15 protein-coding genes and 1 pseudogene are annotated in these 14,509 nt (G+C 46.2%); 12 read left to right on the top strand and 4 right to left on the bottom strand.

The genetic code is table 11. From position 1 onward, the window contains the following. Window positions 1-23: 23 nt before the first annotated feature. Complete coding sequence (locus SO_RS07310; RefSeq protein WP_011071744.1) at window positions 24-731, bottom strand: DUF2461 domain-containing protein; 708 nt, start codon at window positions 729-731, stop codon at window positions 24-26. Window positions 732-947: 216 nt separating this feature from the next. Between SO_RS07310 and SO_RS07315 the strand changes: the two genes are divergently transcribed. The 7 genes from SO_RS07315 (at window position 948) to SO_RS07345 (ending at window position 7,870) form a co-directional block, all read left to right on the top strand. Further along, window positions 948-3,161, top strand: coding sequence for a TonB-dependent receptor domain-containing protein (locus tag SO_RS07315; RefSeq protein ID WP_011071745.1), 2,214 nt, complete (start codon window positions 948-950; stop codon window positions 3,159-3,161). 134 nt (window positions 3,162-3,295) lie between these two features. Next, window positions 3,296-3,859 (top strand): PhnA domain-containing protein, encoded by a 564-nt coding sequence (locus tag SO_RS07320; protein ID WP_011071746.1) that lies wholly within the window; start codon window positions 3,296-3,298, stop codon window positions 3,857-3,859. A 173-nt stretch (window positions 3,860-4,032) separates the two neighbouring features. Continuing rightward, complete coding sequence (locus SO_RS07325) at window positions 4,033-4,572, top strand: MarR family winged helix-turn-helix transcriptional regulator (protein ID WP_011071747.1); 540 nt, start codon at window positions 4,033-4,035, stop codon at window positions 4,570-4,572. Window positions 4,573-4,641: 69 nt separating this feature from the next. Continuing rightward, window positions 4,642-5,655: a succinylglutamate desuccinylase/aspartoacylase family protein gene (locus tag SO_RS07330; protein ID WP_011071748.1), complete on the top strand. Its 1,014-nt coding sequence runs from the start codon at window positions 4,642-4,644 to the stop codon at window positions 5,653-5,655. A 332-nt stretch (window positions 5,656-5,987) separates the two neighbouring features. Continuing rightward, a complete protein-coding gene (locus SO_RS07335; RefSeq protein WP_011071749.1) occupies window positions 5,988-6,614 on the top strand; it encodes a fumarylacetoacetate hydrolase family protein in 627 nt (208 codons plus the stop codon). Then, a complete protein-coding gene (locus SO_RS07340; RefSeq protein WP_164925848.1) occupies window positions 6,614-7,237 on the top strand; it encodes a Crp/Fnr family transcriptional regulator in 624 nt (207 codons plus the stop codon). The genes SO_RS07335 and SO_RS07340 overlap by 1 nt, the downstream gene beginning before the upstream one ends. A 126-nt stretch (window positions 7,238-7,363) precedes the next feature. Next, a complete protein-coding gene (locus SO_RS07345; RefSeq protein WP_011071751.1) occupies window positions 7,364-7,870 on the top strand; it encodes a YgjV family protein in 507 nt (168 codons plus the stop codon). Window positions 7,871-7,885: 15 nt separating this feature from the next. Here the strand turns inward: SO_RS07345 and SO_RS07350 are convergent, their stop codons facing one another. Further along, window positions 7,886-8,128: a hypothetical protein gene (locus tag SO_RS07350; RefSeq protein WP_011071752.1), complete on the bottom strand. Its 243-nt coding sequence runs from the start codon at window positions 8,126-8,128 to the stop codon at window positions 7,886-7,888. Window positions 8,129-8,448: 320 nt separating this feature from the next. On the opposite strand from SO_RS07350, the gene SO_RS07355 reads away from it, so the two are divergent. The 5 genes and pseudogenes from SO_RS07355 to SO_RS23185 form a co-directional block, all read left to right on the top strand. Next, entirely contained in the window at window positions 8,449-9,258 is an 810-nt protein-coding gene (locus SO_RS07355) for a hypothetical protein (RefSeq protein WP_164925665.1), read from the top strand. Window positions 9,259-9,383: 125 nt separating this feature from the next. Next, on the top strand, window positions 9,384-9,806 hold the full coding sequence (locus SO_RS07360) for a DUF3224 domain-containing protein (RefSeq protein WP_011071754.1): 423 nt from the start codon (window positions 9,384-9,386) through the stop codon (window positions 9,804-9,806). 73 nt (window positions 9,807-9,879) lie between these two features. After that, complete coding sequence (locus SO_RS07365; RefSeq protein WP_164925580.1) at window positions 9,880-10,032, top strand: hypothetical protein; 153 nt, start codon at window positions 9,880-9,882, stop codon at window positions 10,030-10,032. A 183-nt stretch (window positions 10,033-10,215) separates the two neighbouring features. Next, window positions 10,216-10,779, top strand: a complete 564-nt coding sequence (locus SO_RS07370; protein WP_238560561.1) for a hypothetical protein — start codon at window positions 10,216-10,218, stop codon at window positions 10,777-10,779. Between the two features lie 61 nt (window positions 10,780-10,840). Then, a pseudogene (locus tag SO_RS23185) lies at window positions 10,841-11,122 on the top strand (transposase); the annotation flags it as partial. 310 nt (window positions 11,123-11,432) lie between these two features. Here the strand turns inward: SO_RS23185 and SO_RS07375 are convergent. Beyond that, window positions 11,433-12,335, bottom strand: a complete 903-nt coding sequence (locus tag SO_RS07375; protein ID WP_011071755.1) for a hypothetical protein — start codon at window positions 12,333-12,335, stop codon at window positions 11,433-11,435. Window positions 12,336-12,810: 475 nt separating this feature from the next. Beyond that, the gene (pfaD, locus tag SO_RS07380) at window positions 12,811-14,454 is read right to left on the bottom strand and encodes an eicosapentaenoate synthase subunit PfaD (protein WP_011071756.1); all 1,644 of its coding nucleotides are present in this window, start codon (window positions 14,452-14,454) and stop codon (window positions 12,811-12,813) included. Window positions 14,455-14,509 lie beyond the last annotated feature (55 nt).

Raw genomic sequence — 14,509 nt, forward strand, 5'->3', positions numbered from 1 at the left:
TTGGCCTCGTCAACTGCAAAAATTTAAAAGTCCAATTCGAGGGCAAAACACAAGTAAGCCATTAACTGGCTACAATGGGCTAATTGCTCGGCGCAGTAGTGGACGGCATCCCGTTGGCAGAGCCGCTCAAAGGGAATATTTTTTACCGCAATAAAGTCTTTGCGCTTGAGCTCGGTTAGCATGGGGTGGTGTTTATCGAATCCCTTTGGCGGGCGAGTCAAGCTATCACCATCCATCATAAATCCATGGTTTGTTAAGCTTTGCAGTGCCTTTTTGTAGCCGTTGGGATTTTCATCAATACAAGTGCGAATAGCATTGAGCGCCTTCGATTCGGGGTGCCAAATACCCGCGGCAATAAAACAACCGTCTTCGGCGATGTGCAAATATAGCCCTGGAGCATGCACATCTTTCCCCTGAAAATGTCGAAACTGGATCCCTATATTGGTTTTGTAGGGTGTTTTGTCCTTGCTAAAGCGGCTATCGCGCTGCGGGCGCATTAAGCTGCCACCGACTTTTTTAGCTACCGCGGTTAGCCTTGGTGAAATCGCAATAATATGAGGCTGAATTTGCTCGATAAAACGCAGCGCGGGCGTTCTGATTGTATTCTCATATTCATCTTGATGGGTTTTAAACCAGTCGCGGGAATTATGTTGGGCCAGTTGTTTGAGAAATTCTAAGCTGGCGACTGTAAATGCCCCTTCAGTCTGGGGGTGAGCGGTAAGCTTAGTCATATTACTAAAACCTGTAATGTGCTTGAAAGAAGACCGTTTGATCGCCTTCGCAGCCGCAAGTGTACGTTCTTAAGGCTAGATTCTTATGGTTTTTTTCTGCTTTTTCAATCTGTTTGTGATTTACATGTAAAACTATGTGAGAATTATTCTCATCTTTGGCTTTGATGCCTATAATGCCGCCCTATTTTTTACATTTTGTATCAGGGGAGTGGGGCGATGGGGTATCAACCTAAGATAGGGATATCTAAAACAATGATTGGGTGTTTAGGCTTATGTGCGTTACCTGCCTTGCCACTTAATGCCAAAGAAGTATTAGGTGCGCCTAAAGTCGAGCCAATTGAGATCTTAACGGTCCATGGTCAGCAATATCGTCGGGCGACGACCATGACTAAGCCGGGAGAAGCGATCATCTCGATGGCTGAAATTGAAGAGATGCAAGCGACCACATTTGCCGAGGTCATTGATGATATGGCGGGAGCCCATATTGATGGTGGCACCCGCAGCGGTGGCGAGCGTATCAATGTGTGGGGATTTGGTGAAACCGAAGATTTTAACGTTTATGTGGATAATGCCCCCGTGGGGTTTGAGCAATATCGTTATGGGTCGTTTTTCTTAGATCCGGATTTAATTAAACGGGTAGAAGTGATTAAGGGCGCCCACGATGTTCGTTCTGGCAACGGCGGTTTTGGTGGCGCTATGTATGTTGTCACTAAATCGGCGGATGATTTTTTAAAATATGACCAAAGTGTTGGTGCTAGGGTTAAAGCCAGTTACGCCAGTAATAACGACGCCCAAAGCTATACGGGAACGGTTTATGGACGAGCCAATCAACAACTTTCTGGCTTATTGCATTTCACCCGTCGCGATGCGCAAGATGTGACGCTCGCCAATGGCGAAGCATTCGAATACTCAGGTTATGAGCAAAATAATTACCTAGGTAAAGTTGATTATGAGCAGGGCGATCATCAACTTATGCTAAGCGTGACCCATTATTTGGATGAAGGTCGTAAGCCTTGGGCCAATCGTCGTGGACCCATGCCCGCGATTTCTGACTTTAATATTCGTAAATACGGTTCTTATGAACAGGCACTTTATGCCACAACGGCCTACAACACCTATGAAGACAATACTTGGTCGGCCAATTACCGTTACTCACCCAGCAATCCGTTGATTGATACACAAATTGTAGTGTCCCATTCTGCCAATGCGCGGCATTGGATTCGCCCGCCGATTGCTTGGGAGAAAATGACGGTATCGGTGGGCAATTTCGGCCATGAATCTTGGTTGGATTACAAACGTGATTATATCGACATCAATAACTTAAGTGTTGTTGGTGCCCATGAAATTACCGCAGGATTGCAGTTTCGGAGTCTCGATAGGACTTCATTAGTCTTTAATAAAAGCTATGAGAAAAATCCTGAGAAAAACTTCGGCTGGTATACTCCTTATTATCAGCCTGAGGGACGTCAAGATACTTATGCGGCCTATCTGCGAGATGCGATAAGCCTAACAGATGATCTGACCATAACCCCTTCATTACGATATGATTTTGTCTACAGTGTTGGTAAGCCTAATATTGCCCCCGACTATAATGATATTGCTGCTGGGCATGATTATAGTTCGACTCACCACTCAGGCTTTTCACCAAGATTGGGCGTGGATTACCAATTAACACCCAATACCCGAGTGAATTTTGATTACGCTTACAGTTTACAGGCGCCTGTTGTCGATGAAATTTATGCGGTGCAATATGCCAAGGCCAGCATTACGGCCACGAGCCGCGATATCGAGGTTGAGCGTTTACATGCCTTTAAATTGGGCTTGATTAACCAGCAAACCGATCTTTTTGCCGATCAAGATGCGCTTTCAACCCAAATCACCGTATACGCTAACCTTGGACGCGATGATATTGCCCAGCGCCGTGGGGCGAAGTCCGATCCAAATCAAGCCATACAAAGCGGCTATACCAATCTGGATGGTTATGAAATTTACGGTGCCGATCTGGAGTCTCAATACCGTTATCAAGACTTTTTCAGTGATTTAGCCGTATCTTGGTTACAAGGAGAGCATCGTGGCTCACTGAAAGACAGCTTAGGTGAAGACGAATACTTAGCTAATATTGCCCCATTAGATATTCAACTCCGTGTGGGTATGTATATTACCGATTCCATTTCAGTGGCTTGGCAGGGCACTTGGTATGATGCACAGGATAATGTGCCTGAAGGTGATATTTTTAATGCAGAATCCCCAAGTGAGAATTACTTTCTACAAAATATATACCTAGCCTATGAACCCCTCGATAGTTTAAAAGGGCTGAGTATACGTTTAATGGCAAAAAATCTCACAAATCAGCAGGTGACGCCGTTTTTATCGGACGGTATTCCCGCCCCCGGACGTGATGTCAGACTTAGCTTAGCCTATGAGTTTTAAAGATAAAATGTAGTGCTGATAGGGTGGTCAATAGATAACTCATATTAAAAATAGGGTTATCTTGCCTTCCCCCCCTGCCGTGAAAAGCCAATTTATGGCATAATCCGCGTTTTATTACGCATGTAGACAGAAAAATGACTGAAAATGAATTGCTAACTCGCTGCGGCGGCAAATGTGAACTCTGTGGAAGCGATGTTGAACTCGCTATTTATGACTTACCAGCTTCCGATGGTCATGAAAACGAGATCATGATCTGTGAAAATTGCAGTAGCCAAATTGCCGCGCCGGATACGATGGACATGAACCACTGGCGTTGTTTGAACGACAGCATGTGGAGCCAAGTCCCTGCGGTTCAAGTGATGTCATACCGCATGCTAAAACGCTTAAGCGGTGAAAGCTGGGCGCAGGATCTGCTGGATATGTTGTATCTGGAAGATGATTTACGCGCTTGGGGCGATGCAGAAGCCGCTGCCGCCAGCGATGATACACCACCGACCTTAGACAGCAACGGTGCCGTGCTTAACGCGGGTGATACTGTTGTGATTATTAAAGATCTCAACGTAAAAGGCACCAGCTTTGTGGCCAAACGTGGCACCGCGGTACGTAACATTGCGTTGACCAACAACCCAGAGCACATTGAAGGCCGTGTTAATGGCACTCGCATTGTGATCCTGACGTGCTTTGTTAAAAAGTCTTAAACAGACAATCTGTTACCCCGTCATCTAAGCCGCCCAATTTGTTACAGATTGGGCGGTTTTTTTTATGCAGAATTGAATCTTATCTACCCACTAAAAGCATTCGCATATACAAATCGTTAAATTAGGCGATAAAATGGTTAGCATGTAAAGAATCTTCATATAGAGATAACACCATGGCAGAAACACCACAATCACTCGACGCAAAGCAGAGATTCACTTCGCCAGAAGATGGATTAGATAAAATCATTGGCCAGTGGCAGACTCAAGGTGTTGCGGATGATCTTGTCCCTATGGCAGTTTTAGGCCGCATCGCGCGCCTGACTAAATATATGGAAAATGCCATCGCGCTGTGTCACGGCGAATTTGGTTTAGGGCAGGGAGAGTTTGATGTGCTCGCGACACTCAGGCGCTCGGGTGAGCCTTACACGCTATCACCCTCGCAGCTGTATCAGAGCATGATGTTAAGTTCTGGCGCTATGACCAGCCGCTTAGACCGGCTTGAAAATAAAGGGTTAATTGCCCGTGCACACAGTAAGGAAGACCGCCGCGCTGTGCATGTGTCCTTAACAACCGAAGGTAAAGCACTGATCGATGCCGCGTTACCCAAACATCTCCAATGTCAACATGCGTTATTGGCGGGGGTGCCAAGTGCCGAGCGCACGGTATTGCAGCAGATTTTAAAACACTGGTTAACCCAGTTTGAAGGGGAATAACCGCTTAAGCGTGTCATGCCTTGATGTTTGAGTTATCACACAAGGCGCAATGTGCATCAGGGAGTGACTATGGTTAAAAGACGCGAAGCATTTGAGATTGAAGGCAAGCGAGTGATTGCAGGCTCGCAAATGGGGATTAAGTTGCCTGCTGCCAAGCTCTATACCGATACCCAGCTTGATATTCATGTCGAAGTGTTTCATGGCGTAAAACCCGGCCCAACGCTTCTGGTTTGTGCTGCCATTCATGGTGATGAATTAAATGGCATTGAGATCTGTAGGCGTTTACTTGGACGGGTTAATCCTAAAAATTTGGCCGGTACCTTGATTGTTGTGCCGATTGTGAATGTGTTTGGTTTTATTCAACAATCCCGATATTTGCCCGATAGGCGCGATCTCAACCGCTGTTTTCCAGGTTCGAGCAAAGGCGCATTAGCGAGTCGTTTAGCCAACCTTTTTGCGACCCAATTACTGGTCCATGCAACCCATGTGATTGATTTACACACGGGCGCCATTCATCGAGATAACTTGCCGCAAATTCGCTGTGATACTAATGATGAGACTATGCTCGCCATGGCGAATGCCTTTGGTGCGCCGCTTATCATGCATTCCAAGGCGCGTAGCGTGTCGATGCGCGGCTATGCTAACCAGCAGGGCATTCCTTGTATTTTGTATGAGGCGGGCGAGGCGCTGCGCTTTAGTGAGCTTGCAATTAAGTCGGGTCTTAAGGGCGTGCTCAATGTGATGCGTAGTCTTGGTATGCTTAAGGGCCGTGTCAGTAATAAAATTGCCAGTGTGAGTGCGATACGCAGCTATTGGATCCGCAGTGAGTCCGATGGCTTAGTCAATATGAAGCTCAAACTTGGTCAGCGGGTCAATAAGGGTTATATCATCGCCCATATTGTCAGTCCGCATGGGGGCGACAGTGTGGCGATCCGTGCGCCAACCGATGGCATTATCATCGGGATCAGCAATATACCGGTGACGAATGAAGGCGAGGGCATGTTCCATATTGCACAGTTTGAAGGCGACGAGATTGAAATCGCTAACGAGCAACTCGACGAGTTTTTAATGGAATATGCCTAGGGCGTGTTGACGTTTCAGGGTTGTTTTTGCAGCAATTTGGCTGGCTTTTATGCAAGGCAAAGTCCGTGCAATGTAGTTATTCTACATAAACGGACGATAACGCAGCAGAAACGTCAGCCAAATGCTGCCCGAAGGGTTCGTCTGGCAAGCCCGTGCTCTTACTTTCTGTCATAAGAGCCGCTCGTCATTTGAGTTGAATAACTACACATCATTCCTCGTTTCGCGAGCACGTGCTTGCCAAAACGAACAAAATCTAATCTCGAAACGTCAACACGCCCTAGTACTAAGTATTTTTATGAAGTGATACAGACAGTTGAGCAATGAGGAGTCAAATGAAGACAGTTATCGTCGGTGAGGAGCAGATTTGCCCCAGCAAAATCCTCTGTATTGGGCGCAATTATGTGGACCATATTCATGAACTCGGCAATGAAATCCCCGATGATATGGTGGTGTTTTTTAAGCCTAATTCGGCCATCAGTGCTCAATTACATTCCCTGCATCTCGGTGAGACGCTGCACTATGAAACCGAGCTGTGTTTTATCTACCAGCAGGGGCGTTTTAGCCATGTTGGCGTGGGGCTTGATTTGACCAAGCGTGAACTGCAAAGCAAGCTTAAGGCAAAGGGATTACCGTGGGAAAAAGCCAAAGCCTTTGATGGTGCTGCGCTTTTTAGCCCTTTTGTTGCTATTGATGACGCCAGTGCGCAATTTCAATTTAGCTTATGCATTGATGGGGTGTTAACCCAAGAAGGCCATGTAGATTTAATGATCTATCAGCCGCAGACGATTTTGTCTGAGTTACAACGCTTTACTACTTTAGAAGACGGCGACATTGTGATGACAGGCACGCCTAAAGGGGTGGGGAGCATAGCGCCTAATAGCATGTTTAAGGTGGCGTTACACATAAAAGATACGGCCAAGCAAACGCCTTTGGTTGAGCATCAGTGGCTGAGCCTGTAATGACAGAGGATGAATTGACGGTGCTATCTGCATTCACTCCTCAGTCAGCAACTGAGCTGGCGATTAAGCCCCTGTGGCAATATCTCTTATCACTCGGTGCTAAGCCGGCGGCTTTAACGCCATTGCTGACACAGGCGCGGATACTGGAGCCTCAGCCTAACGAATTGCTCTTGTCCCAAGGTGAGCAACAAACATCGGCCTATTATGTGGTGGATGGCATAGTGCGGGCCTGTCACTATGCCCAAGAGGGGACAGAGCGTTGCAAAGAGTTTTATTTCGAAGGCGAGCTGTGTTTTTTGTATATCAGTTGGCTAAAGCAAGAGGTTGCCCCCTACCAACTCGAAGCCGTAACGCGCTGTAAACTGGTGCAAATGCCCCTCTCAATACTGGACGATGCCGGGATGCAGGGCGTTCAACTGGCGCTGCTTAAACAGCAATTACTCTATAAAGAACAAAAAGAAGCTTTTTTGCTACTCAATACGCCAGAGCAACGTTACTTATATCTACTCGAACATTTTCCCCTATGGGTAGCTCGTTTAACCCACGCCCAACTGGCTAATTATATTGGTATTACCGCCATTAGCTTGTCGCGGATCCGTAAACGATTACAAGATTCGCGGTAAAATCTTCTGCCAGTTAACTTAAGTTAATGCGTCTAAAGGCTATTCCCTTCATGCTCCTTAGCGGTTGCTAATCCAAGCAAATTGGGCTTATTTCTGAGCCTATACCCAACCTTTAAGGAGCATCTCTTGAGTGCTTTTACCCTGTCGCAAATATTGGTGGCCATTGCCATTGTATTTGATTTGATATCGTTTCAATTTAAAGCGCGCGAACGTATTGTCGCCTGCTTGTTTATTTCGGGGATCTTGATTTCAATCCACTTTTGCTTGTTAGCGCAATGGACTGCAGCGGGATTGATGGGGATTGCCACTGTGCGTTATCTCACCAGCATTTTTACAACGTCTAAAAAGGCAATGTGGGGTTTTAGTGGCGCAGCGGTAGTGATGAGCGCGCTGACATTTAGCGGCATAACGAGTTTAATCAGTTGCCTTGGCACCTTATTTCAAACTCGGGCGGCTTTTTGTCAGCGTGATAAAGACTTGCGGCTACTGATGATTGTCGGCACCAGTTTTTGGTTAATCCACAATATCTTAGTGGGGTCGCCCGTCGCGGTATTAATGGAAATGTTGTTTATCGGCAGCAATTTAGTGGGCTATTATCGCCATTATTTGCGCGAAAAATTAACTCCATCGTAATGCGAAAACCGCCGATTAAATACCTGCCACGGCTTCCATGTCTAATTCGATATCAGTACAACCCTTAGGGCAGAAAATCCCAGCGGCTTGCTCGGCTTTGGCGGTCTCGGGCAATATCACTTTAAGGGGTTGATTGCAGCTTGGACATTGCACTGGCTTACCTTTAAATACCCGTTTAATTAAGTTTTTTTGTTCATTAAACGAGGTCGCTGTGGTTTGGTTTAACACCGCAAAGGGGCTGGTAGATGCATTGGTCATAGGCAATAAAATCCTTAATACTCGGTGATTCTTCAAAACAGCAGGTGTTTAAGCTCAGGAATTATAGCCCGATTGGGAACATGAATGAAAAGCCTAAATCGTTTCCCATTATCTGCAGCCGGCAATGCACCCTAAAATTCGGCTATCAAGCTGGCTTGAATTTATTCGAGAAGCGGATGGTAGCTTGCTGAACTTGGACTGACTAAAAGCAAAAATAAGCTGTTTTAGCCTTGTAGAAAGGGCTATTTTTTGATGCTATCAGTAAGGCTGGTCTTGCCATCCGCGCAAATGATGCAGCGCGTAGGGAAATGGGGGAGAAAATGAGTATGTTTGTTAAATTAACCATCGCGGCGACAGTCTTAGTGCTGGCGATTCTGGCCGTAGGTGTTTATCGCTTTAATATGACCAACGATGATATTTATATGGTCATGGAAGATGGTCAAGTGCTGCAATATGATGAAGCTATGGCTAAAGCCGATGCCAAGGCACAAGCTAAAGAAGCCGAATTAGCGAGCCGTGAAGATGCGATTGAATCTGTGGTACCCAGTGAAGTTAAGCCTGTTGTTAATGCCTCCGAAGTGATGCTTAAGCTGTTTAGCTTAAATACCGCGAATCCATTTGAAGTGAGCTTACCAGACAGCCACAAAGCGGTGGTGTTAACTCACTTTATTAACGTTAAACAAACGGAGTTTGCTATTGGGGATTATCAAGATGGAGAGGCTAAAGGCCGAGTGTTATTGGATTATTTACGCATTACGCCGCTTAATTTCGACCCCGCTTTAGAGCCTGATACCCAAAGTGATGCACCATTACAGGATGATCCACAGCAGCAAACCATGCCCTTTGTGGCGCCTTTTATTGTGACTAACCAAGGTTCGGGTGTGTTTTGGTATCTCGGCTTGTTTAGCTTGGATTATGGACACAATCGTTTGCAGCACCTAGGCAGTGTATTTATTGGCGATCGTATTGAGGTCGATAATATTGAACCCGTTTATCCCTTTGAAGCCCCATTTAGAGTAGCCGTTACCTACCGCGAAAGAGCCGCTGATCAACCCATGACAACACCGCCAAGTGTCATTAAAACCCTTGAAATTGGTGTCAGTGCATCTGAAATCAAATCGCTAAATTAGGTTAATATTTAGCCTTGTGCTAAGTTGTTTTTACCTCAGCTGCGGCTGAGGTATTTATTTCATCTAGCCGTTGGGAACGCTAAGGTATTGAAGCAACGTATAATATCAAAACAAGGAGTGAGTTTATGGAGATGACCAAAGTCACGGGCAAATTTGATGTTAAGCTCACCCCCGAGAATGCCTATGCCACAGGTGTTGGCGGTGTGAATCTTGGCAGAATGGCCTTAGATAAAACCTTTTACGGTGAGTTAGAAGCCCGCAGCCAAGGGGAAATGCTTAGCGCCATGACTGCCGTAAAAGGCTCTGCGGGTTATGTGGCTATTGAACAAGTCGTGGGTAAACTGTGCGGCAGACAGGGCAGTTTTGTGCTGCAACATTTTGGCATTATGACCGATGGACAAAACCGCTTACACCTTGAGGTCGTCCCTCATTCTGGTGCGGGTGAACTCACAGGGCTCTACGGTACGATGGCGATAAGCATCGAAAACGGTCAACATTTTTATGAGTTTAGCTTTTGTTTTGAGCCAGCATCGGAAGTTGAAGGTTAGGCCGTATTGAGGTTTTAGCGGCATGGTTGGCGATTGGGGTGCAAGGTCAACATCTATTTGAGGAATGGGTTAAGTGGCTCATAATCAACCTTCAAAAAATGCACGTTATATCAAGGTGCTAAGTACCCAATACCGACCTATTTTATGGTTTTTTGCCGTTGTATTGTTAGTGCTCGCGTTACTCAGTGCTCGTGCGGCATGGTTACAACCCGATCCGGTTTTGTGACTTAGGGCGTGTTGACGTTTCGAGATTCAATTTTGTTCGTTCTGGCAAGTTCGTGTTAGCGAAACGAGGCATGACGAGCGACAAAGAGATCGAACTTGCCAGACGAACCCTTCGGGCAGCATTTGGCTGGCGTTTCTGCCGCGTTATCGTCCGTTTATGTAGAATAACTACACTGCACGGACTTTGCCTTGCATAAACGTCAGCCAAATTGCTGCAAAAATAACCCTGAAACGTCAATACGCCCTAGGCTGGGCGGCATTTTTTTTGTTTCTACCCGCGTTACCGATAGCTCTTATTCGGCAACAGTGTTGGTTAGATGTCGATCGACAACAATTGTGGCTCGGCAAAGGCGTTGTTAATGGCAAATCGCTTGGCTTGTGGCGCTGGCGGTCCTATGCCTTTTCGGATATTCACGCCGTGCAACTCTATCTGCTGCAAACAACCCATTGGCACCAGTTCGAGCGTAATCGCCAAGCAGAAGATATCGTTGAGCATTATCTCGCCTATCTACAATTGCAGCAGCCTAAGGGCGCGCAACTAAAATTGGCTAACAGCACTGATAGAAAGGAATTACAACAAGCGTTGCAGCAATGTGCGCAGAATATAGGCTGTAAATTTCAGGACTTTATCAACGCCACTCAAAAATCCCTTCCCCAAAGCAGTGAATTTAATTTTATGCGGGTGTTAATTGTGCTCACGATATTTATCCTGATCAATATCGTGATGCTGTCATCGATGGATCTTTAAGACCACAGCTTATTTTTGTGTCTGAGTTAAAGGAATTGGTGTCTGAGTTATGGGAAGTTGCCAGTCCAATGGCATTGCGTTTTCGCTAACTGATTACCTTGAATGAGCGGATGGTACAGGCCGAATTTTTCGTAATGTTCAACGGGGCGCAATCATTGAAAATAGCGTCAAGTTACTGGCAAGATTAAATATTTACCATAACATTTGGCTCAGGCTGACCACAGAATTTGGCAAACTATTTTATGGTTCAGTGGACTCGCGGTAAAAACTGACCGATTACTGCGAATATCTTGAAAAGCGACGATGGCACTTTGCGGCAAGCTGCCAGCATTTTTACAGGTAACTAAAAACTACCTCATCACTTTAAAAGCAATCCTTGCTGAGCATCTCCCAAACACAATGGGATGACTTACCTCGTCTGAAATACACTAATTTTGAAGGAATTAACCAATCTACAGCTTCAGATGCCGTCACAGCGATTTTTGATTCCCCTCACTCGAGACATTTTAGCCAGAGCAGGTTGTCGGCACTGAATGTGCATTATGTTGTTGGACTAAAATGGATGGCCGGATTTTTTCTAAATGAACCGCCTTGCGTGGAGTCGCATGCTGGGTGGTGTGGAAGCTGGAAGCTAGATACCTCCGGCAACCCGATTAAGTGCCTGTGTGGTAGTAAAGTTTATCTGTAAATGTACTTTCTATACCAAGACTTACAAACTGTAACGCTAATGGGTGCTCAGCAATAGCCTCTTGAATATTTAGGTGATGAAAATTACTTTTAGCTGCGTATTGTTCTAAATAATAATTGACACTATTCGCTATTACGTCGGCAACTATCGAGTGAACAGCTTGGTCTTTTGATATTGTCCCTGAACTATTTTTTAGTAGATCAGTAATTGGAGAGTCAATTTTCAAACTTGATGAAACTGAGAATGTTTCTAAGTTCTTAGTTGAATGAATAAAGCGCTTACCTAAAAGTGGCTTTTTGACGTTAGGTGCGTGCAGTCTAGCTATTTGTTTTTCATAGTTTTCAAGTGTTTTATTGTCTATTTCATCGGTTAAAACTCTAAACCGAAATGGTTCTTGAGTAAGATCTGCGATAAAACAGGCAGCTTTGGTATACGAAGAGTAAAAACACTCAGCTTGAGACAATTTTTTTATGTGTCCCATAGGGTATGAGACTGTACGCCCCCGCTCTTTCTGCACTCGAATTACTGTATCCTCAGCTTCTTTTTGCTCTTGGTAAATCCGAGCAAAAGCAGAATAATACTGAGCACCATATACTAAAGGATACTCAAAATCCTTTATAAGATTGAAGATGGCATTCCTAACTGAAGCGGCGACTTCAGGTTCAAAATCTGTGATATGGAATTTACTGCTCTTTGTTACGCTTTGATACTTTGCAACAATCAAATCTACTTCATTCGCGAAGTTATGAAACGAGGTATCATCCATGATTATTCCAGCTACAACCGAGATCTCGCCACACTTGTTGGTCTTTTTATCAACATACCCCAACCGTCCTGACTCGTCACAAGCAAGATAGAATTTGTTCATTTTGACTCCTAATCGAAGGCACTTAACATTTATATGGTGCGCTTACGCATGATTTTACCTTTGATTATTTGGCAAAATAACTCGCAACCAACTGATTTTAAATTTGATTTAAACGATAGCAAAAATCATTCTGGGTTGATAGTGCGCATATACATGATTTCAGCTCGTTCCTACATAAGGTACCATTTGATGTCATAACTTGCAGGCGAGCATTGTCGCGGCAGTGGCCATCGGAAAAAGGGATTTTTCCGTTGAGCCCCCAAGGATGGGTTTACGGCGTGCCACTGAAGTGACAATGCCGAGCGGAAACGGAACTCCAATCGGCTTTTGGTGTTATTTATTCGATTGATTGGCAGCAACAAGGCTAAGCGGAACTGAACCCGTAATCGAACCAAAAATGAAACCCCAAATTTAACCCAAAAGAAAGCGGGCTAAGTGTTCACTTAACCCGCTCAATAAGGTTTATCAAAGCGAATTAGCAGCGTTGCAGAGGTTTCCAACGTTGCAGGCTGACTGGAATACTTACCCCTTGGGATAACAACAGGTTAATCCGTGCTTGGTAGGCGGCGCCTTGCATTAAATGTTTCGCCAAGTCGACCGCATTGCGCTCGCGGTAATCATCTAAATAACTGCCTTTAGCCCAAGCATTAAAGGCGCCGAGGGCGGGGCCTGCCCAAATCTGGTAATCCATTTCGCGGCCGACTTCACCAGTGTTTGACCAGCGGCTCGATAAACCTAAATACCAGCGGAAAATCAGTGCCATTTTGCGTTTAGGGTTATCCAGCGCGCGCTCAATTTGCTTAGGATCGCGCTCATTAAAGTGCGCCACAGTACCTGCCCAAATCTCATCTAATGAGGCGCGAAATACTTGCTCTTCCAGCTTTTGCCTTTCCTCTGCTGGAATCGCCTCTATCGAGTCGTAGCGGGTGTAAATCTCGTAGAGCTTATTGGCGCGCATCGGGAATAGGGTGCCGCGCTTAACCACTTGTAACTTAACGCCCATTTCAAACATATCGGCGGCGGGCGCCATAGTCACATCGGCCATTTCAGTGGTGGCGAGTAACTTACGGGTATGTTCGCTGGCACCCGCTTCCACGCAGGCTTGGTTGATTGAGCCGGTGACAATATAGGCCGCGCCCATATTGAAGGTCGCCAGCGCCGCATCGGGGGTGCCGATCCCCCCACCTGCGCCCACTCGGATCGGCGTTTTATACTGGTACTTGGCTTGAATGGTATCTTTGAGCGCCAAAATGGTTGGCAATAGCGTGACCAGAGGGCGATTGTCGGTGTGGCCGCCTGAGTCTGCTTCGGCGGTAATGTCATCGGCCATGGGCACAGATTGCGCCATCAGCATTTGATCTTCGCTGATAAGCCCTTCGTTCACTAATTGTTGCAGTATCTTAACGGGGGCGGGCTCCATAAACTTGGTAGCCACCTCAGTACGGCTGATTTTAGCAATCACTTTATTGCCAATCACAATCTCGCCGCTGGCGTCGCGACTCAGGCCTGCGGCGCGGTAATAGACGATTTGCGGCGTTAAGCCCAAGAAAGCCGAGGCCTCAACCGTACGCACTTGATGTTTAAGGAAGAGTTCGACACTGCCACGCTCCAGCGCTTGCTCGCTCGGGCTATGGATCAAGTTAAAGGCGTAGGGACCATTGGGCAATGCCGCTTGAATGCGTTTAATCGCGGCTTCCACGCGCGACGGAATTAACCCTGCCGCGCCAAAGGAGCACAAAATGCCCGCCTGACCTAAGGCGATAACTAACTCTTCCGAGGCGATACCGTTGGCCATGGCGCCCGCGTAGTAAGCGTATTTCACCCCATGCACGCGGCGAAAATTACTGTCACCCAAGCTCTGGGTGCCAAGGGCGGGGGCGAAGGCGCTTACAGGATGCAAACCATTATTGGGTTCTGCAAGACCGACCACTTCGGCGCTTTGGGCTATGCCTAAGCCTTTCTCAGCATGGTTGATTAAGTAACAGGCTTGATTGAGATCTTTGAGTTTTTTGCCAAGGGATTCGATATCGAAACTGATGGCGGCTTCATCAACCTGCCACGGCCAAGGACTGAGCTTGTTATTATCGAGAGCGTTATTATCGAGTGTGGTATTCGTCATTTGGGCTGTTCACTTTTGGGTGTTTGGGGCCTGAATTTGTTTGCCGCAGTGGGGT

The organism is Shewanella oneidensis MR-1, assembly GCF_000146165.2.
In the GTDB taxonomy this organism is placed as follows: Bacteria; Pseudomonadota; Gammaproteobacteria; order Enterobacterales; family Shewanellaceae; genus Shewanella; species Shewanella oneidensis.